The 22219-nt window shown below is 35.8% G+C and carries 14 protein-coding genes; 5 read left to right on the top strand and 9 right to left on the bottom strand.

All coding sequences use genetic code 11. From position 1 onward, the window contains the following. Positions 1-34: 34 nt before the first annotated feature. The gene (locus tag I6U50_RS06855) at positions 35-682 is read right to left on the bottom strand and encodes a rhomboid family intramembrane serine protease (protein ID WP_193709928.1); all 648 of its coding nucleotides are present in this window, start codon (positions 680-682) and stop codon (positions 35-37) included. Positions 683-734: 52 nt separating this feature from the next. On the opposite strand from I6U50_RS06855, the gene I6U50_RS06850 reads away from it, so the two are divergent. After that, entirely contained in the window at positions 735-1637 is a 903-nt protein-coding gene (locus tag I6U50_RS06850; RefSeq protein WP_198638298.1) for a lysophospholipid acyltransferase family protein, read from the top strand. Between the two features lie 7 nt (positions 1638-1644). On the opposite strand, the gene glmM is transcribed toward I6U50_RS06850, so the two are convergent. Then, a complete protein-coding gene (gene glmM / locus I6U50_RS06845; protein ID WP_198638297.1) occupies positions 1645-3030 on the bottom strand; it encodes a phosphoglucosamine mutase in 1386 nt (461 codons plus the stop codon). A gap of 192 nt (positions 3031-3222) precedes the next feature. Here glmM and I6U50_RS06840 point away from each other — a divergent pair, with 192 nt between their 5' ends. Beyond that, positions 3223-3804 carry an acyl carrier protein phosphodiesterase gene (locus I6U50_RS06840; RefSeq protein ID WP_198628926.1) on the top strand — a complete coding sequence of 194 codons (582 nt, stop codon included), beginning with the start codon at positions 3223-3225 and terminating at the stop codon, positions 3802-3804. Between the two features lie 50 nt (positions 3805-3854). On the opposite strand, the gene I6U50_RS06835 is transcribed toward I6U50_RS06840, so the two are convergent. The 7 genes from I6U50_RS06835 to I6U50_RS06805 all read right to left on the bottom strand — a co-directional run bounded on the left by I6U50_RS06835 (position 3855) and on the right by I6U50_RS06805 (position 15063). Further along, positions 3855-5543: a hypothetical protein gene (locus I6U50_RS06835; RefSeq protein WP_198638296.1), complete on the bottom strand. Its 1689-nt coding sequence runs from the start codon at positions 5541-5543 to the stop codon at positions 3855-3857. 93 nt (positions 5544-5636) lie between these two features. After that, a complete protein-coding gene (locus I6U50_RS06830; RefSeq protein WP_198638295.1) occupies positions 5637-7085 on the bottom strand; it encodes a hypothetical protein in 1449 nt (482 codons plus the stop codon). A 577-nt stretch (positions 7086-7662) separates the two neighbouring features. Beyond that, the gene (locus tag I6U50_RS06825; RefSeq protein ID WP_198628932.1) at positions 7663-8685 is read right to left on the bottom strand and encodes a M12 family metallopeptidase; all 1023 of its coding nucleotides are present in this window, start codon (positions 8683-8685) and stop codon (positions 7663-7665) included. Positions 8686-9097: 412 nt separating this feature from the next. Continuing rightward, on the bottom strand, positions 9098-10657 hold the full coding sequence (locus I6U50_RS06820) for a thrombospondin type 3 repeat-containing protein (RefSeq protein WP_198628934.1): 1560 nt from the start codon (positions 10655-10657) through the stop codon (positions 9098-9100). 83 nt (positions 10658-10740) lie between these two features. Then, entirely contained in the window at positions 10741-12405 is a 1665-nt protein-coding gene (locus I6U50_RS06815) for a hypothetical protein (protein ID WP_198628936.1), read from the bottom strand. Between the two features lie 61 nt (positions 12406-12466). After that, complete coding sequence (locus I6U50_RS06810) at positions 12467-13822, bottom strand: hypothetical protein (RefSeq protein ID WP_198628938.1); 1356 nt, start codon at positions 13820-13822, stop codon at positions 12467-12469. Positions 13823-14043: 221 nt separating this feature from the next. After that, on the bottom strand, positions 14044-15063 hold the full coding sequence (locus I6U50_RS06805) for a response regulator transcription factor (protein ID WP_198628940.1): 1020 nt from the start codon (positions 15061-15063) through the stop codon (positions 14044-14046). 529 nt (positions 15064-15592) lie between these two features. Between I6U50_RS06805 and uvrA the strand changes: the two genes are divergently transcribed. The 3 genes from uvrA to I6U50_RS06790 all read left to right on the top strand — a co-directional run bounded on the left by uvrA (position 15593) and on the right by I6U50_RS06790 (position 22018). Then, positions 15593-18424, top strand: a complete 2832-nt coding sequence (gene uvrA / locus I6U50_RS06800) for an excinuclease ABC subunit UvrA (RefSeq protein ID WP_198638294.1) — start codon at positions 15593-15595, stop codon at positions 18422-18424. 17 nt (positions 18425-18441) lie between these two features. Continuing rightward, positions 18442-19131 carry an LOG family protein gene (locus I6U50_RS06795; RefSeq protein WP_198628944.1) on the top strand — a complete coding sequence of 230 codons (690 nt, stop codon included), beginning with the start codon at positions 18442-18444 and terminating at the stop codon, positions 19129-19131. A gap of 73 nt (positions 19132-19204) precedes the next feature. Then, positions 19205-22018, top strand: coding sequence for a metalloprotease (locus I6U50_RS06790; protein ID WP_232805891.1), 2814 nt, complete (start codon positions 19205-19207; stop codon positions 22016-22018). Positions 22019-22219: the final 201 nt, after the last annotated feature.

Genomic DNA, 22219 nt, shown 5'->3' with positions numbered 1-22219 from the left:
TAGTTAGATTCTCCAGTACAAGAAGAGTACCAAATTATATTTTCCCTAATTTTTGTAGCACAAACAAAACTAAAATTGGCAGAGCCAGTAGTATTACCATCAACAAATGTTCTTCAAAAACCCAGCTAGCAAGAAGAAGGGTTAATAGGTAACCCCCTACCGCACCCCCGAAATGGGCGTCGTGACCAATGTTACCCAATTGCCGTTTCATACCATAAATGGTATAAAACAAATAACCAATTCCAAATATATAGGCGGGGATAGGAATTATAAAAAATAGGCCGAGCATCATATCTGGCCTTAATAAAATAGCAGAATACAATACTCCCATAACAGCCCCACTCGCACCAACTGCAGTATAATGTATATCCTTTTTATGAAAGAAATAAGAAAGTAAGTTCCCTAAAACAAGGCTAGCAAGATAGACCAAAACAAAACCCAAAGTACCAAGGAAAAAAATCACTGAATTGGCGAAAAAATATAGGGTAAGCATATTTACCAAAAGGTGGGTGGTATTCACATGCAAAAACCCTGAAGTAACAATTTGGTATTTGGCACCACGATTAATATCGGCAATATTAAACTTATATTTCTGAAAAAAGGATTCATCATTAAATCCCTTGAATGAAACCAGTACGTTTAGACCAATAATTATAAGGGTAACCAGGTTTAATTCTCCCATAGCAACTTTAGTTAAATGCCAAATATACCATATATTTGCTGAAAATTATTTTATGCAGGCTGTAGTTTTTTGGCTGATTTATCCCTTACTTTGGTTTATTTCCATTCTTCCATTTTGGCTTTTCTATCGTGTTTCAGATCTGGTTTATTTTATAGTCTACTACCTGGTTGGGTACAGAAAAAAAACGGTTACAGATAATTTAGAACTTGTTTTTCCTGAAAAATCTTCGCAAGAAATTATTGAAATACGTAAAAAGTTTTATAGGCACATGTGCGACATGTTTCTGGAAATGATAAAGAGTATTTCTATTTCTGAAGAAGAATTAAAAAAACGTTTCGTATTTACCAATCTTGAAGAACTAAGGCGCATAGAAAAACTGGATAAGAGCATTATTTTAATGTGTGGCCACTACGCCAGCTATGAATGGCTTTTTGCCCTACAGCTCAACAACTTAAAGCACAAGGCTTTTGGAATTTACAAAAAAATTAGAAACCCCGGTTTTGACAAACTTGTTAATGATATAAGAAGAAGATTTGGCGCCGAACTTATTAGAAACTCTACATCTACCTCACGCATTACTCAAAATGAAAAAGAAGGTGTTCGTGGTATTTATGCAATGATAGCCGATCAATCTCCGAAATCCCCAAATTATAAGTTTTGGACAGATTTTATGGGAAAGAAAGTTCCTTTTTATACCGGTTCTGAAAGGATGGCCAAAGAACTTGATATGGCCGTGATATACCTACACGTAGAGAAAATAAAAAGAGGCCGTTATAAGGCCTCTTTAATTAATATTGCCGATAGCCCTTCTAAAACAGAAGACCATCAAATTACTTTAGAATATAAACAGCATTTGGAGAAACAAATAAAGGAAAAACCAGAATTTTATCTCTGGACACACAAACGCTGGAAGCATTTGGGGAAAGAAACTCCCCAAAATGCTGTAATACGTTAGTTAGACCTTAGCCTACAATTTCTTTAATCTCTTTAATCATATCATGCGCAAGCTTATCGGCTTTATCCTGAGATTTTGCTTCAGTATAAATCCTTATAATAGGCTCGGTATTCGATTTTCTTAAATGGACCCAATTTTCAGCGAAATCAATTTTCACTCCATCTATAGTAGAGATTTCTTCAGCTTTATATTTCTCTTCCATTGCTTTTAAAATTTCGTCTACATCAATTTCAGGAGTCAGTTGAATTTTATTCTTGCTCATAAAGTAGGCTGGATATTCTTTTCTTAACTCAGAAACACTGATCTTTTTTTCAGCTAAATAGGTTAAAAATAATCCTACTCCTACCAAACTATCACGCCCGTAATGCGACTCTGGATAAATAATTCCGCCGTTCCCTTCACCTCCAATAACGGTGTTGGTATCTTTCATAAGCTGCACAACATTCACTTCACCTACAGCACTGGCTTTATATTCGCCCCCGTGTTTTTTGGTTACATCGTTAAGCGCTCGGGAAGAAGAGAGGTTACTTACCGTATTACCCGGAGTTTTAGATAACACATAATCGGCACAGGCCACAAGGGTATATTCTTCTCCAAACATTTCTCCATTTTCATCAATAAAAGCCAACCTATCTACATCTGGATCTACCACAATTCCAAAATCGGCTTTTTCCTTTTTCACCAGTTCACAAATGTCGGTAAGGTGCTCTTTTAAAGGTTCGGGGTTATGGGGAAAATGACCATTTGGCTCACAATATAATTCTATTACCTCTACCCCCATTTTTTTTAGAAGTTTAGGGATAGCAATACCACCGGTAGAATTCACACCATCTACCACTACTTTAAAACCGGCATGTTTTATCTTTTCAGCATCCACAAGTTTAAGTTTTAGAACTTCCTCTATATGAATGTCTATATAGTTTTCTTTTCTGGTAATTGTTCCCAAATCATCGACCTCAGAAAAGTTAAAATTATCCTGTTCGGCATATTCCAAAATTTTAGCACCTGCTGCGCCATCAAGAAACTCTCCTTTATTATTTAATAGTTTAAGGGCGTTCCATTGCTTTGGGTTATGGCTTGCGGTAAGGATAATACCTCCATCTGCATTTTCCAGAGGCACCGCAATTTCTACTGTGGGCGTGGTTGAAAGATCTATATCAATGACATTTATTCCCAAACCGGTTAAAGTATTCATGGTTAATTCCTGAACCATTTTTCCGGAAATTCTGGCATCACGACCAACCACAACACTCAACTTTTTATTTGTAGAATTATTTTTTAACCAGGTACCATAGGCAGCGGCAAATTTTACGGTATCTATTGGTGTGAGATTATCACCTGTTTTACCTCCTATAGTACCACGTATTCCTGAGATTGATTTTATTAAGCTCATAAATGTATTTTAATGTTATTTAAATAGGTTAAGTTAGATTTATAAAATGTTTACTGATAAATTTAAGTTTTGTAGATTTTAAAGCCTCAATTGTTAATTAAATGTTCAACAAATATACAAGTCGCGCATAGGTAGTAATAAAACTTAACAAAAATTAAACAGGAAATTACCTGATTTGAGTAACTTTCAAAAATGAACTTCTTAGCACATATATATCTCTCGAATGAGAATGATAACTTAAAAATTGGAAACTTTATAGCTGATTCGGTTAAAGGAAAGCAATATTTAAACTATCCTACCGAAATTCAAAAAGGAATAGTATTACATCGTGCTATAGATAACTTTACCGATACACATCCCATTGTGAGTAAAAGCGTAGAGCGCCTATTTGCCCGTTATGGCCACTATAGTAGGGTTATTGTAGATATTTTATATGATCACTTTTTAGCGGCAAACTGGAAAGATTATAGCGACATCCCACTAAAAACCTACACTGAAAATTTTTACAAACTTCTACAGGAGAATTTTGAATTATTACCGAAATCTATTCAAAGTTTTCTACCCTATATGATTGCTGATAATTGGCTTTATAATTACCGAAAAATTGAAGGTATTGAAAAAATACTGTTTCAAATGAATAAAAGAATTAAATACCGAATTAAAATGCACCTGGCCATAGAAGAGCTACAAGAGTTTTATGCAGAATTTGAGGATGAATTTAAGAGGTTTTTTCAAGAATTAAGAGCTTTTGTTAAGGTTCAAATAAGCCATTAAAAAAGAGCCCGGTTTGGGCTCTTTAGTTTTAGAGGTTACATTACCTCAATTTATATTCCTGGGTTTATATGATCTACGTCATTTAAACTGGTAGGATCATTGGAAATATTTATGTTATCCATTCCAAAATCATTTCCTTCCCAGTTTCCATCGGGATCTGAAATTTCGAAATCTATATTTCCAGAACCATCTGCCATAAGAATAAACCCAACTTTAGTCCAGGTATCATAACCGGCCAAGTCACTAATCTCAAACAATGCTATTTGTACACCATTAGCTGTTATTTCAAGCTGAGCGTCATTACCACCGTCACCTTCATTAGGAGTACTGATGTCTACCAAATCCATGGTTATGTAATAAACATCCTCATCGCAAACGGTTGGTATATTTTCTGAAAAATAAACGCGCCTAAGGGTTTCATTAGGGTTTAAATCGTCTCCATCAAAAACTACAAATTTACCATTGCTATCATTATCGGCATCCAAAAGGCTTGAGAAACCACTATAGAATTCTTGTGCGTTAGTTACAATATTATAAGTACCGTATGGGTCTTCACCAGTTGTTTCACTCCAGGCATACTCGGTACCTCCTATTGTTACATCACCAAAACTTTCAGCATTATTAAAGTCTTCTGTTTCATTAACTACACTAGCTAATAAACAAGGGTCTGAATCTTCACCACAGTATTCACCACCTTCTCTAAAGTGCCAGTAATTATACTGTTCGGTTTCCGAATCATAAAGTTGATCAATTTCGGCTGCTGTAAAATCTCCTCTTCTAATAAGGGTGCCTTGAGTACCCCCCTGTGAATCAAGTATATACAGTTCCGCATAGAAAACCTGGCCTTCCCTATCTGGTAAAGCTATACACAAAGGAGAAGCTTGTGTTACCACGGCATTTTCACCTTCACCGCTCCAAACAGCATCGTTAGAAGCTACCACGAAAGCATCATCTTCATTAAATGTAATATTACCCAAATCTATGTTAGCTGGATATTCCCATACTTTAATCATAAAATTAGAAGGATAATGACGCCCCTCATCTGTACATTCATTTCCAAAAATACAGATGTATTGTAATGGAAGCATCTCAAAATCGAAGAATAAATAACCGTATTCTTGTGCAAAAACCTCATCATAACAAAGTACTTCTAACTCTATATAAGTTTTTGTGCCATTCTCTAACTGAACACTTTGAGGAAGTGGGTTCTCAACAAAATTTTCAAAGTTGGCAGGCCCGTAGCTATCGTTAGAAGATGGCGCGATATAAAGTACCTCTCCTGCAGAATTTCTAACATCAAAATAAATAATGGTGTATTCACCGTTTTCCAGTTCAAGAAAACTTTCCTCGTAGGTTAACCAGTTTGGCATTCCATCGCCATCACTATCATTATTATCAACTGGAATGATGCCAATATCTACCGCTTCGGCATTACTGGCATCCCCATCATCCACATAATTAGTTGAGTTTTCATCTCCAACAGCTATTACGGCCCGTATAAAACTGGGTACGGTGTCTTCATTCTCACAGCTGGGTACCTCACCCTCTCCTAAAATATGATTTTTGGTTTGAGCAGCGCGCTTATCTTCAAAGTCTTCCAGGAATACCTCAAAGGAAAGGCTTGAAGTGTTTTCCCCACCTGGACCATCGGGATCATCAGGGTTGTTGTCCTTACTACAGGAAGTCATAAACATTGCAGCTATTGCTACAAATGCCAAACAAAACTTAAAGTTTTTCATAATAAATAATTTAGATTAATTAATAAAAGGTTTGAATTATAAGCCTGTAAAAGAACCACCCAATGACAGGCTTATGGGTTTTAATATTGTGTGTTATTCATTAGAACTGCAGATTAATTGATCATCTACATTTGTTGCTGAGATCAATTGAAAATTATTATCCCCAAAAATTTGTCCGGGAAATAATGGCTCTGAGCAACTAATATGAAGATCATAGTTTACTTCTGAAATTGTGAATTCCATCTCGGTCCAAACAGAAGGAGTTTCATTTCCTCCTGTTGTTGCCTCTCCTGTTAGAAGTATTATATCGTTTGGATTTACCACGTCATTAAATATTTCGTAAGGAGAATTAGGACCGTTATGGGTAACTAGCAAATTTGCTGGGGTATTACCTAAAAATTTAACCTCTAAAAGTTTTATTTTACCACCCTGATCATTATCACAAGGCACGCAATTTTCAGAAGGATCCTGAGGTTCTTCACCACATTCTCCTTCATTTTCGGTTAAATCATCCAGTAAAATGAAATTATCTTTATCACCACAACAAGCTTCTCTAAAGTGGTAATAATAATGTTGTTGTTCTTCCTGGTATACATTTGTAAGATCCTGGGCATTAAAATTTCCTTCTCTTATTAAAGTCTCTGATTCGTCCTCTACCAGCCATATTTTCGCAAAATATTCCTCTGTTTCCGGAAGTGGGAAGCAGAGTGCATCGGCATAATAATGCTCTCCATTTTCATCGGTAAAGGTTTTTCTTTCATTTTGCGCCACTACCAATAAATCTCCCTCGCTTGAATCTTGCCATACTTTTATCTTGAATTGGGCAGGAATGTGTTTCTGATCTTCCCTACATACATTGCCATAAGTGCACAAGTAAATTAAGTTGCTTGAATTAAAATCGAAAAATAAATAGCCAAAAGCAAAAGCATAATGTTCTTCATAACACAGTACTTCTACCGGCTGATAGTATTTTACGCCAGGATGAATTTGCACTTTTATGGGTAAAGGCTTATTCACAAAATTATGATATTGAATGCTTTGCGTATAATCTAGAGTACCTTCAGGAATTCTGGGAGCCATATAAATAATTGCTTCCTCATCCTCACCTGTAGCAGTGGCAACTGCAAAGTATTCAATTGAATATTCTCCTTCTTCCAATTCCAAATCGGCTGATTCCTGGGTAAACCAGGCATCTAGATCTCCGTCCTCATCCAGGTCTGTTCCATTTGGGTTCACTTTAATTTCTATTTTATTTGTGTTAGAATTTTTATACCAAACCCAATTACCGCTTTCATCTTTAAACTTAATTGCAAGCCTAACAAACAATGGATCTTCTTCTGAACATTTCGGGATTTTATTAGAACCGAGAGAACGTTGCTTTTTAAACTCACTGCGGTTGGCCAGGTCGCTTAATACACTTCCAAAGGAGAGTTTTCCTTTAACCTGAGAATCTTCTAATTGCTTTCCGACTTCTTCTTTAGCACAGGAAAAACAACATAACATTACAAATAATCCCAGGCTTACACGCATAAAATTTTTCATAGTTGGACTCATTAAATTAATTGCTGAAATAAATCAGGCAAGCTTTAATATCTTGTAGGGAAGAATTATTAAATAGAAAGATTCTGGCCAGGTAGGATGTGCGCCTTAAAATCTTAACGCTAATCTATAGGAAGTAGAGATACTAATTTATAAGGGAAAACCTGTAAGATTAAACTAGTAAAATATTTTCTTTTATTAGTCTGTTTCTTACAGAGTTAAATGCAATTAAAAAGTATAGAAAAGCTGAGATGTTAAAAAACAACCAATATAACTGATGATCTGCAATTAGACTCGGTAAACTATAGACATCTATATTCCATTAAAAAGTAAAATACAAATTTAACCTACCCCTCTTAAATTATAGGTATCCTTATTTCGGAAGTAAATTTTAAAAATGAGATAGAATATCTTGAAAAAATTATCTTTAGAAATATTTAAACTCTAAAAACTTTATTTACTCGTTATTTTATGTGGAAATGAACCTCAGCCTGTGTAGAAATTAAACCATTTATTATAAAAAAGCATAAAAAAACCCGGGTTGTAATACCCGGGTTAGTATAAAAATTATCGCGTGATTTTAAACCCAATACCAACGATTATTTCTTAATTCAACTCTTTTAAAACCATATTTAGTCCAAAAATACCAAAGATCATTGGCCCTAAGTACAGTTACGCCACTAATAGTATAATACTTTCCATTTACGTAGGTAGGTTCACCACCATCTCCGGGATACATTGCATTAATACCTCTAATATCTCCTGAAGAAAGCCCCGATCTTTGAACTTTATAAGTACTTCCATCCAGTTTCGTTATGGTAGGCTCACCATTTTTAGAAAAAGAGTAAGGACTGTACATCATTATCGATCCAAAATCCAAGCTACTGGTAAACTCATCGCCATCAAAACCACTTGTCTCGTAAGTATGAAAGTTGTGCTCAGTACCACTTCGAACATTTTCGAAATTAACATCAATATAACTATTACGGTCCACTCTACTTTGCTCATGCCAAAGTCCTACGGCATGACCAATTTCGTGAATTGCGTTACCCGTTGTACAAGCACTAGCCAAGGTAATATTTTGGCGACCTCCAATCATTCCCACATAAGAAGAACAACCAGAACCTGAAGTGAAATAAATATAATTAGATTCTCCAGATCTTTGAACAAATTTAAGAGTCGTATTAGCTTCAAAGTGGTCTATGGCATCATATACACGGTACTTATCCTGTAAATTATTATCTATTGCATAATAAACCGTATTTTTAGGCCACATACCGCGTATTCTACCGGTACTTTTTTGTGCGGCCTCATCACTATCTAAAATAAGGCTTTGTGCAGATTTACTTGTTTGGTTCACCGGAATTAAAATATCACCCTGATATACATAATTCCCTTCCTGAGATTCTACAGGTATCCTTTGCCCCCCATAGTAAACCTCTAAAACAGGTCCAATTTGATTGGGATAAGCTACTTCGGTAAGTTGATCATTAATTTCTTCAGGGTTTAATTGCGTTTCTGATTTGTCATCTTCTAAAATTGGATCTTTACTACATGCCAGAATCGCCAGAACAGGTAATAACAAAAATTTGCTTTTTCTCATAAGTAGGGTACTCATTTTATAAATTAAATAATTAAAAAATTTGAATTTGATTTACAAAGGTCATTCCAAAAATCCACCTCAAAAACACTATAAATATTTAATAGTCAGATTCCTACAAACAAAACCCATAACAGAAAGAAATTGCTTTTTAGAAAAATAATAAGATCAAAAAAAGAATCTCTGCATCTGCTTGCTATTACCGACATTTCAAGTTATTTACGGTGAAATTTATAAGTAAAACTTCAAAATTTAGCTCCGAACATAAATACTTTAAATGAAGGCTCTATTTTTTTTAACAAAAAAAAGCTGTGCGGATAATCCACACAGCCTCTTTTTACATCTCTCAAAAATAGGGAGAAGTAAAAACTACTCAGCTACTTAGTCACCCCCCGGTAAAAACCAGCTGAGATTATTATTCTCCAGACACATCGCAAATATTTGCTCTAAGGTCTATGGAAATTGGTAAATCACCTTCTGTGATATTTGGTATGGTTACAGATCCACCTTCATCCGGAACAGTAACTACTTCACAAGTTACACTTTGTAGCACTGTAACCTCTATATCTGCAATTTCATATGGAATTATGGGTGTAAGACCAACAAATAGTTCTCCATTCGTTATTTGTACTGTCCAGTCTCCGTAAGACACATTTGTTATAACAGGTCCGGCACTTTCCAGGTTAATGTTTAAAACATCTGTAGATTCACAACCTGTTATTGCTTCTGGCAAACATGGCTCTAAAACAGTTTCGCCACACTCTAAATCAGGATTTCTTTCACATCCATCATTTTCCTCGTCGTTAGGAATTCCATCTCCATCTATATCAGAGTCACAAGCATCTCCGGTACCATCTTCATCTAAATCACCCTGACCTTCATTAGGTGTTGACGGACAATTATCTTGCCCATTTGGTATTCCATCATTGTCACAATCATCGGCCGGATTTTCAGGATCGCATTCACCATTTCCATTCCCGGGACTGTCTCCGCCACAATTAAAAAACAAATGCTCATAATCAACCGTTCCATCGTCATTCAAATAACCGGAAATATCATCCCATGAAAGGTCTACTTCTAATGGTTCTATACCTACCGGATCGGGATAATTCCCCTCCCAATTAAGTAGCGTTGCTGTTAAGCGTATATATGGCTCACCACTTCCTTCACCATACTGTGGTGCAGGAACAGCTAAACAAAATGGATCTGCATAATAGTCTCCTGTAGATTCATCAAACCCGGTTCCAGGAAGATTAGCAGTATCATGAAGCAACATCTCCTCATCTCCTCCAATATAAGTTACAGCCAAACTATAATTTGCTGTAAAGTGACGCCCGGCATCATTGCAGTAATTAGCAAAAACACAAAGCTCATATAATACTTCCGGAATCAAATCAAAGAATTGATATCCATAAAGGTTTACCTCTCGATCATCAAAACATACTACCTCTATATCTACATACTTTTTTGATCCCGCTCTAATGGTAAAATCAAATGGGAGCCCCTGATTAACAAAAGCACCATATTCACTTGCCGTGGTAGGGGTTACCCAAATTAAATTAGATGAGGCATCTTCAGGATCACCATCGTATACCAAAAATGAAGTTAAGGATACTGATGCCGTATTGGTTTCACTATTTGCAACCGGAATTTTGAGTCCTTCATCATAGGCGGTATAAAAAGTACCATTATCTTCCATTATTGGAACATTTATTTCTATAGTTCCTTCTAAGTCGGTACCCGCATTGTGTGTAAGCTCAACATGAGCATAAGCCGGAGCTTCTGAAGAGCATTCTGGAATACTTTGTTTGATTGCAGCCTTATTTAACATGCTATTTAAGCTTGCTCCAAGACTTAGTTCTGCAAAGCTATCGGTTCCCGGGTCGTTTGTTATTGTATTGTCTTCCTTGGTACAGGAAGCTAGTAAGAATGAAAATACAGCAATAAATGCCATATATTTTTTTAGTGCTTTCATAATTAAAGTTTTTTGGATTAATATTTAGAATGGTTAATATAATTTTACCAGGAGTGGTTAATTCCTGGTAAATAAAGTTTCAATTAATAACAAGCCACGGCGTGTATTATAATATAAAAGTCGTCGCTATAGTCTCTCTCCCAGGTATAGGTAAGGGTGTTCACATCAACTATATTGTTGAGATTATACTGGCCGGGTGCAAAAACATTATTTCCAGACGGTGCAGTTTCACTCAAATTAATATGAAGTTCGTCTAAACTCACCCCTGTATTAAGCGTAATTTCCAAAGAGATTTCGTCTCCATCAATAGAAATTTCAGCAGTACCTATATGCTCTCCTTTCGAAGTATCATTTTGTCCTGCACCAGCCCAAATATCAAAGGTTTTACTAGTTCCGTCATCATCTTCCTGGAAGTGCTCAGCCCACCCCCATCTATTAGCATTTGCCAAGGTATTTAAAGCAGTATCGCCTTCCATATATGCGGTTTCGCAAGTATCACTACCCGGAACAGGACAACCATCATTAGACTCGGGACCAGCCTGATAAGGACATTGATCAATACAGTCATTTAAACCATCACTATCTGCATCTCCTATACAATCATCTATTGGGCAACCACCATCTAATGGATCTCCAAAATCTTCAGGACAAGTATCACATCCATCCGGAACTCCATCCTGGTCCATATCATCCCTATCATCATAACCTGGACATTCATCCTCTACATCGGGCACACAATCGCCATCTGTATCTTCTTCTGTAATGGGGCAATCATTAACCTGATCATCACAGTTAAAGAAAATATGTTCAAAATCTATAGTATTATCTTCTCCAAAATATTGCTGAACATCATTCCAACTCAACTCAACAACTTTAGAATACTCCCCTGCCGGGTCGCCATAATTATCATCCCAGGCAATAAGAGTTACAGTAACCTTTAAATAAACATCGGAATCAGTTTCACCATACATAGGAGCAGGAATAACCAAACACAATGGTTCAGCATACCAATCTCCTGAATTGTTGTCTTCGGTATTTCCTATTTCAGGAGATTCCCCCTCATATAGGTTAATTTCTTCTTCTCCTAACAGGTAATCTATATCTACATTATAATTAGCAGTGTAATGTCTACCATCATCGGTACAATAGTTCGCAAAAACACAGAATTCATATAATTTTACCGGTATAAGATCAAAAAATTGATAACCGTATAAATTCACCTCTCTGTCATCAAAGCAAAGCACTTCAACTGGCACATATTTTTTAGAGCCTGCACGCAGATTAAATACAATTGGTAATGGATCATTGACAAAATTTTCATAATCACTACCTTCTTTTGGAGCTATCCATATTGGCATTACCCCTTCCCCGGGCTCTTCTGCATAAACCATAAAATCGGTTAGGCTAACTTCGGTTGTAGTTTCACCTTCCGGAATTGGAATAGCAAGCTCCTCATCATAATCTGTAAATAAACCTGACTCATCTACAAGTATAGGTACTACAACATCTACGTTGCCTAATTCATGAGTTAACATTATTTGTGCATAAGCTGGCTCTTCATCTGTACAGGCGGGTATTTCTCCTTCAGCCTGGCGGTTTAAAAAATCATTTAATATTGGCCCTAATTCAATCATTGCCATTTTTTCGTCTCCTTTTTGCGTGTCTACAGCTTCATCTTGTGTACAGGAGGTAAAAATGAATAATGTGAATACTAAAGAAGTCATTAAATATTTAACTATTATCTTCATAATTCAATTTTTAAGAATTAAATAAGAGATGTCCTTAAAAAGGACATCTCTTAAACTTTTTCTAGTACTCTTCAAATTCACCACAGGCCACCGGCGTAAAATCGGCTTCATGTAGTACTGCTGTTCTATCATCCAGATTTGCAGCATTCACCTCTGCATTCGTTAAAGTAAATGTTCTGGTATAAAACATATTACCCATAGCATCAGCTTCTGGCCATACTCCTCCTGTATAGTCTAGTGTCCAAATTGGATTTCCGTAGTCGTCACAAGAAGCATTTTCGTGAATATGCTGTGGCACATCTCCGGCGGTTAACTCAGTAGCTGCTGTCGTAGCTGTTAACGTGTTTCCTTCCAGTTTTAGGTAAGCAAAGCCAACAGCATTCGCATCTCCTAAATTCTTTAAGCAAGCTTTGTAACGCTTAGCTTCTTTTCTTGGATCATCGAATGGTGGAGGGTTATCATTACCACATCCATAATTAAAGTGATAGTAATCCATAGTTGAATCATCCTCGTCACTATAGAACATTCTAATTTCTTCGTCGGTAATGGGTCCTGAAAGAATTACTTCGCCGGCATCTTCCGAATTATATTCATCTGTATTATTTAAGGTAATCTGGAAGTAGTACGTATCAGTTTCAGCGGTATCAGGTAACCAGAAGCATAATGGGTCTGCATAGTAATCTCCCGTAATCTCATCTTCTACCACGGCATTAGAAACCTCGGTATAAAGCAGATCTCCAGATGCATCAGAACCTTCCCATACACTTACGGTATAGCCGGCAACATAGTGTCTTCCGTCTTCCGATGGACAGAAATTACCGAACAAGCAGAATTTAATTAATGGTACAGGTACCAAATCAAAGAATTGATAACCATAAAGGTTTACTTCTCTATCATCAAAACATAATACCTCAACATCTACATACTTTTTAGAACCCGCGCGTAAATCAAAATTTATTGGTAGCGCATCATTTACAAAATTTTCATAGTCACTACCTTCTTTTGGAGCCATCCAAATAGGCATTGTCATTTCATCTGGTTCTTCGGCATACACCCAAAAATCGGTTAGACTTACAGCAGTAGTAGTCTCCCCATCGGGAATAGGAATTGCTAGGTCCTCATCATAATCAGTAAAATAGGTGGTTCCATCAAATTTAATAGGAACTATTACATCTTCTTCTCCCAGCTCGTGGGTAAGTACTACCCTGGCATACATAGGTGCATCGTCTGAGCATTCAGGAATGCTTTGCTTTAAAGCGTCCTGGTTTTTAATAAAATCATTTAAAACGGCCCCCAAAGAAATAGTTGCCATCTCATCGCCCACTTTGGGCTCGCCTGAGGTTTCGTCTTTACTACAGGAAGCAAAAAGCATTGCAACTATTGCAATACCAGCAAAGTAATTTTTAAAATTTTTCATAATCGAAAGTTTTTAATTAATAAATATTTAAGAATGGTTAATAAAATATCTACACAGTTCTAACTCTAGAACAATTGTATTCAGGAAAATAAAGGTTTGGGGGCTTGAAAAGTAGAGAGGTGGGGTGACTACTTTTACTTAAAATTTCAAGTATAAATGTAAGGTAATTCTTTCCTACAAGGCTATGGGGGAATTCTTCTATTTTTAACCTTCAATAAAGCTTACTGCACTTTTCGGTAATCTATAAGGTCATGACTAATTGCATAAATAATACTCTCTAAAATCGTATCAGAATTAGTGCGTTTTATAATATTAGAACGGTGTTTTTCTATTGTTTTAGGAGAAATAAATAAAGCTTCAGATATATCCTTTGTTTTATAGCCTTTTATTAAAAGCTGAATAATCTCTTTTTCTCTATTCGTAAATTTAAATTCGGTTAATTGATCATTTTGCTTAAAACAGGCTTCTACTTCCTGTGAAGAAGTACCTATATTATTATTAATTTCTTCATTTTGTTCTATAAAATCAATAAACATTACAAACTGGTGACCGAAGTTTTTATTCAGTTTAGAGAAGTTAATACGTGCATTTCTTAATTTATCATCTCTTAATAGTAAGGTGGTTTTTGTAGCCGCTTTAATATGCTTACCACGGGCAAAATTTCGCAAACTTTCTTTTACTTTTTGCGCATTCTCACATTTCACAAAATCTGTAAGTTTTAACCCCTTACTATTTTTTACCCTAAAACTTTGCTTAAAAGCATCGTTCATAGCTATTATCTCATTTTGATCTAGCAATAGCACTGGTTTTGAGATAAGATTAAACATCCCCATAAAGGCATCTTTCCAGAAATTCGATAAAGATCTATTCGCATATACCATCTTAATAATTTTCCCACACAAAGTTTCTATGCTGGGAGAATAAACAAACTCATCTACTACCTTCCTAAACCTGCTTTCGGCTTCAGCCCTAAAGCGTTCTTCGGCATAAACTATAAGCCAGGCCTTGGTAAGGAAATGATTTGATTTAAAATTAGCTATGTTTTTAAAATTTTTGCCCGATCTAAAAGAAGCATAATCTAAAAGAATAACGTCGGGCAATAAATTTAGTGCGATATTAAAACCGGTGTGTAATGAATTGGCCTCGGTTAATTCAAAATGCATACTTACCCCTTCTTGTACGCAGTCTACCATACTCTGCTTATTGGTAATAAGCAATAATTGTTTTTTATCCGTAATCATATTAAATTGTTTTTTGGCTACTAGCCCGTTAGTTAAAACCTGGGGTTAGGGCCCAAGACCTTTTGTTAACAGAATTAAAAACATAAGGCTTTGAGAACCGATGTTTTAATTCGTAATTAACCTGTAAAAAATAGGGGCAATAAATATTGGGACAAAAAATAAACCTGCTAACAGGTATTAGATTTCCGGGGGGATGGAAAATTTTAATTGAGACTTGGTATTTCAAATATAGGGGATTATCCTTAATTATCGCAAAAAAATTACGTAATATAATACTGACAATCAAATAAATAAGAGCAAGACAAAAGCTAACTATAAATCGACAAGACCTAATTCTTTTTGAAAACTAATAAATTAACTCATAGTAAATCAGTCAGGCATATAAATCTTAATTATTAAATAGAACACCTAAAAAAGTCGTACTATTTTGAGCTTATAATAAACTTTAAATCATTATTAACACCTGCCTAATCCTGCTTTCTTTTTAGTTAGCAACACTTTAAGTACATTTGCGTCCGTGATAAAAAATATGGCTAAAACCGAAGAAAATATAGAAGTATTAGGGGCTCGCGTCCATAATCTTAAAAATATAGATGTTACTATTCCCAGAGAAAAACTGGTTGTAATCACAGGCCTTTCCGGCTCTGGAAAATCTTCCCTGGCTTTCGATACCATTTATGCTGAAGGCCAGCGCCGGTATATTGAAACTTTTTCAGCCTATGCAAGGCAATTTTTGGGAGGATTAGAACGACCCGATGTTGATAAAATTGAAGGCCTGTCGCCTGTTATTGCCATAGAACAAAAAACTACCAGCAAAAACCCTAGAAGTACGGTAGGAACCATAACTGAAATTTACGATTTCCTACGTCTTCTGTTTGCTCGTGCCGGGGATGCCTATAGTTATGAGACTGGCGAAAAAATGGTGAGCTATACCGACAGCCAGATCAAAGACCTTATTTTAAAGGATTTCAAAGGGAAAAAAGTGAACGTTTTAGCACCTGTCATTAAATCCAGGAAAGGACATTATCGGGAACTATTTGAACAAATAGCTAAACAGGGATTTTTAAAAGCCCGTGTAGATGGTGAAGTCCGTGACCTGGTTAAAGGAATGAAACTAGATAGGTACAAAACCCACGATATTGAGATTGTAATAGATAGATTAAAAATTGATAATAAAATAGACGCGCAAAAACGCCTGGACGAGAGTATTAAAACTGCAATGTACCATGGCAGTGATACACTAATGATCTTAGACCAGGATACCGATCAGGTGCGTTATTTTAGCAGGAACTTAATGTGCCCTACTACCGGAATCTCCTATCCAAACCCAGAACCAAATACCTTTTCTTTTAACTCCCCAAAGGGAGCCTGCCCTAAATGTAACGGTATTGGCACATTGTATCAGGTGAATATCGATAAGATTATTCCAGATTATTCTAAATCGATTAAAAATGGCGCCTTAGCACCTCATGGGCCTCAGAAAAAGAACTGGGTATTCTCGCAATTGGAATTAATTGCTGAAAGATGGAATTTTAAATTAACAGATCCCGTTTCCAAAATTCCGGAGGCGGCAATGAAGCTTATTCTTCATGGCGGAAAAGAAACTTTTACCAAAGAATCTAAAAGCCTTGGGGTAAACCGGGAATTTAAGATCAACTTTGAAGGTGTAGCCACTTTTATTGAAACCACATTTAACAATAACGATTCCAGTTCCCTGAGACGTTGGGCAAAAGAATATATGGATAAAGTTGAATGTCCAGATTGCAAGGGCACCCGACTTAAAAAAGAATCGCTTTATTTTAAGATTTACGATAAAAATATAGCCGAACTCTCTTTAATGGATATTGAAGATTTGGCGAAATGGTTTGTAGGCTTAGAAAAAAAACTAAGCGAAAAACAAAACCAGATTGCCGCTGAAGTTATAAAAGAAATAAGAACGAGAATTGGATTTTTGGTAGATGTTGGGCTTACATATCTTTCTCTTAACCGCGGATCTAAATCCCTATCTGGAGGAGAGGCACAACGTATACGCCTGGCTACCCAAATTGGTTCGCAACTGGTAGGGGTTCTTTATATTTTAGATGAACCCAGCATTGGATTACATCAAAGAGACAACGAAAAACTAATCAATTCGCTAGTTTCACTGCGAGATATTGGAAATTCTGTCATTGTGGTTGAGCATGATAAAGATATGATAGAACGCGCCGATTATGTTATAGATATTGGCCCGGAAGCAGGAAAACATGGTGGAGAAATTATTAGCGAAGGGCCACCTTCAGCATTAAAAAAACACAAGACGCTTACCGCCTCCTACCTAAACGGGAAGAAAGAAATTGAAGTCCCTAAAGAAAGGCGTAAAGGAAACGGAAAAAACATAGAGCTTAAAGGTGCTTCAGGAAATAACCTAAAGAATGTATCTATTAAAATTCCGTTAGGAAAAATGATTGCGGTTACCGGAGTCTCGGGAAGTGGAAAATCTACTTTAATTAATGAAACCCTCTACCCTATTATGAATGCGCATTATTTTAATGGGGTAAAAGAACCAAAACCTTATAAAACAATCAAGGGACTGGATAATGCCGATAAGGTGATAGACATTAACCAGACGCCAATTGGTAGAACTCCACGGTCTAACCCGGCTACTTATACCGGCGTGTTTTCAGAAATTAGAAGTTTATTTGCTAAAACACCAGAAGCTCTTATTAGGGGATATAAACCGGGAAGGTTTAGCTTTAATGTTAAAGGTGGTAGATGTGAAACCTGCCGGGGTGGCGGACTTCGGGTGATAGAAATGAATTTTCTTCCCGATGTGTATGTAGAATGTGAAACCTGCCAGGGAAAACGATTCAATAGGGAAACTTTAGAAATTAGGTATAAAGGAAAGTCTATAGCCGATGTTTTGGAAATGACCATCAATGAAGCGACTGATTTCTTTGAACCTATTCCAAAAATCTATAGAAAACTAAAAACAATTAAAAATGTAGGCCTTGGCTATATTACCCTGGGACAGCAAAGTACAACCCTATCGGGTGGAGAAGCACAGCGAATTAAATTGGCTACCGAACTTTCAAAACGTGATACCGGAAATACTTTCTATATCTTAGATGAACCAACTACGGGATTGCATTTTGAAGACATTCGGGTTTTAATGGATGTTTTAAACAAGTTAACCAATAAAGGAAATACCGTTCTCATTATAGAACATAATATGGACGTGATAAAAATGGCCGATTATATTTTTGATATTGGCCCCGAAGGAGGGAAAAATGGTGGCCAGGTGATCGCCAAAGGTACACCCGAGGAAGTAGCTAAATCGAAAAAAAGTTATACAGCTAAATTCCTTAAAAAAGAATTACACTAACAATACTGAAGAATACTATGAGAAATAACCGACAAAATAAAGCCTGGAACGAAATAAAAACAAACGATTCCTGGGCCATCTTTAAAATAATGGGTGAATTTGTAAATGGCTATGAAAAGTTAAGTCAAATTGGCCCTTGTGTCTCAATTTTTGGTTCCGCAAGAACTAAACCAGACCAAAAATATTACAAATTAACCGAAAAAATTTCCAAGAAAATAGTGGAAAACGGTTATGGCGTTATTACCGGTGGAGGCCCCGGAATTATGGAGGCAGGAAATAAAGGAGCCCATCTTGGTGGAGGAACTTCTGTAGGACTAAATATAGACTTGCCTTTTGAACAACACGATAACCCATATATAGATAATGATAAAAGCCTGGATTTTGATTACTTTTTTGTTAGAAAAGTAATGTTTGTAAAATATTCGCAGGGGTTTGTGGTTATGCCAGGTGGATTCGGAACTTTAGATGAGCTTTTTGAAGCCATTACCCTTATTCAAACCCATAAAATTGATAAATTTCCTATTATTTTGGTAGGAAGAAGTTTTTGGAGCGGATTGGTGGAATGGGTTCAAAATACCCTTTTAGATGAATTTCAAAACATAAGTGCACCCGATATGGATTTGGTTCAGGTAGTAGATACCGAAGATGAAGTGATTGAAATCCTGAACGACTTCTACGGAGAGTATAACCTGAGTCCTAACTTTTAATTAATTCTTTAGTGGGGATAAAAACTTTGAGTATATTTAAGTCGCAATTCTTTTTACATTAAATATACTCCGCTTGAGGTTTTATCTATTTTATCTATTGTTTTTCGTGGCAATTGGATGGGGTTTTGCTCAAAACTCCATCTCTTTAAAAGCTCATTTAAACGATAGTACCCATATTCTCACAATACAACAGGAATTGGTTTATACCAACTCCAGTAAAGATTCGCTTAGCCATATTTACCTTAATGACTGGGCGAATGCTTTTAGTGCAAAAAATACCCCATTGGCAAAACGCTTTGCCGAAGAATTTGCCAGGCGATTTAGATTTGCCAAAGCCGAAGAGCGTGGCGCGACATTTATCAATAATATCACCGATGCTCAAAACGATAGTTTAATATGGGAAAGGCCAGAACAAGCTCAGGATCTTGTTAAAATAAACCTGGATAAAGCTTTACTTCCCGGGCAGAGCATAGCGGTTAAGTTAGATTATCACGTTAAAATTCCTATAGATAAGTTTACGCGATACGGAGTAGATTCCGATAACAATTACAAACTTAGATATTGGTATTTTACACCTGGCGTATATAAAGATGGAAAATGGCAGGTATACAGCCATAAAAATTTAGGCGACCAGTATAATGCACTTCACGATGTTGAAATAGAACTTAGCATACCACCTAAATATTATGTTGCATCTGCCCTAAAGCTTAGTGGCGTAAATACTATAAACGGTCAAAAAAAGGTTAAACTTTCGGGTATAGATCAATTAGATAGCAAACTTTACCTCACGAAATCTTTTATATTTGAATCTTTGGCGACCAAAGATTATGAAGTAGTCACCAATGTAGATGATGACGAACTTCAGCCCGAAATAAAAAGCATACTACTAGATCGCATCCTAAAATTTTATGAACAAAAATTAGGAGCATATCCACATAAAAAGATATTTGTAACCCGTGACGATTACTTAAATAGTCCCATCTATGGTTTAAATCAATTACCGGGTTTTATTCGTCCTTTTCCCGATGGTTTTCAATATGACATAAAGCAATTTAAAACCATCACCAACTACATGCTTGAGAATTCTATTCATATTAACCCCCGTAAAGAGCAGTGGGTACATGATGCTATTCTGGTTTCCTTAATGATAGACTATGTGAACGAGTATTACCCACATATGAAACTTTTGGGAAATTTAAGTGATATTATTGGGGTGCGATGGTTCCACGCTGCCGATTTAGAGTTTAATGACCAATACCAATTTCTTTATATGAATATGGCCAGAATGAATTTAGACCAGGCTTTAAGTTCTGCCCAGGATTCACTGGTGAAATTCAATAAAAATATTGCAAACTCCTATAAAGCCGGTATTGGATTAAAATATGTAGAAGATTTCCTTGGGAATGAAAAAGTTACCAAAGCAGTTAAAGACTTTTACCTACAGCATAATATGCAGCCCACTTCTTCTAAAGATTTTCAGCAAATTTTAGAAAATTATGCCACGAAAGATATCTCCTGGTTCTTTAAGGACTATGTAAGTACAAATAAAAAAATAGATTTCAGTATAGAAAAACTATATAAAACCCAAGACTCTCTTCGGGTTACTATTAGAAATAAGAGAAAAAGTAATTTTCCTGTTTCGCTATACGGATTAAAAAACGGAGAAATTGTTTTTAAAAAATGGATTGAAAATATTGATAAGACTAAAACTGTTGAAATTGCCAGGCAGGATGTAGATAGACTAGCTTTAAATTATGAACAAAAAATACCGGAATTTAATCAGCGGGACAATTACAAAGCTGTAACTAAACTTTTCAATAAGCCATTACAAATAAGGCTACTTCAGGATATTGAAGATCCAAGATATTCGCAGCTGTTTTTTATGCCAGAATTTAATTATAACCTATATGATGGCATTTCTATTGGGCCTAAATTGTATAACAAAACGGTGCTGTCCAAAAACTTCAATTTTAATATTTCCCCAAAATACGGATTTAACAGTGAGACCATTGTTGGTTCGGCTTCGATTACCAACAGGCATCAATTTGCAAACAAAGAACTTTATGCCATTACATATGGTATTGGGGGAACACGTTATTCTTATGGCTATAATTTATTCTATCAAAAATATACCCCTTTTATTAATTTTTCCTTTAGAAATAAATACCTACGCGATAACGAACGCCAAAATCTTCTCATTAGAAATGTAAATGTAAGGCGGGATATGAACCCCAGCCGGGATTTAGAAGAACCTAATTATAATGTGTTTAACATAAACTATCGTTACAGCAAACCGCATCTGGTAGATTATTACTCGGCCTCTTTCGATTTTCAATTGGCAGAAAAGTTTAGTAAAATCTCAATGAGTCTTGAGTATAGAAAATTATTTAAGAATAATCGTCAAATTAATTTACGTTTTTTTACCGGAACATTTCTCTATAGCGATGCTATGGAAACAAACTACTTTAGTTTTGCCTTAGACAGGCCTACAGATTATCTTTTTGATTATAATTATTATGGAAGAAGTCAGGGGTCCGGTCTGTTTAGTCAGCAAATTATTCTAGCTGAAGGTGGTTTTAAATCGCAATTACAACCCGAATATGCAAATCAATGGCTTACCACTTTAAATGCGAGTACCAATCTATACAAATGGTTCTTTATTTATGGAGATGTAGGTTTGGTAAAAAATCAACATCAAAATGCTAAGTTTTTATATGACTCGGGAGTTAGGCTAAGCCTGGTCGATGACTATTTTGAGATATTCTTTCCGGTCTACTCCAATTTAGGTTGGGAAGTTGCCCAGGAAAATTACGATCAAAAAATAAGGTTTATTGTCTCTTTGGACATTAACACACTAATAAAACTTTTTACCCGACGTTGGTATTAACAAATTTTTAATGGCCTTACTTAATTCTTAGCTTTCCCCACCCTTATTGCATAAAAACCATCATATCACAATATTTCAGACATTTTATTAAAATAAAAACAACAAAAAGCCCTTTGAATACACTTTTCTTAAAATATTTTGATTTTAATGAATTGTGTACAATCTAAGTTTTCGTTACATTTGTTGTTCATCAAGAACCTT

It is taken from the genome of Salegentibacter maritimus, assembly GCF_016236975.1.
In the GTDB taxonomy this organism is placed as follows: Bacteria; Bacteroidota; Bacteroidia; order Flavobacteriales; family Flavobacteriaceae; genus Salegentibacter; species Salegentibacter maritimus.
This window is presented reverse-complemented; position numbering and strand designations above follow the sequence as displayed.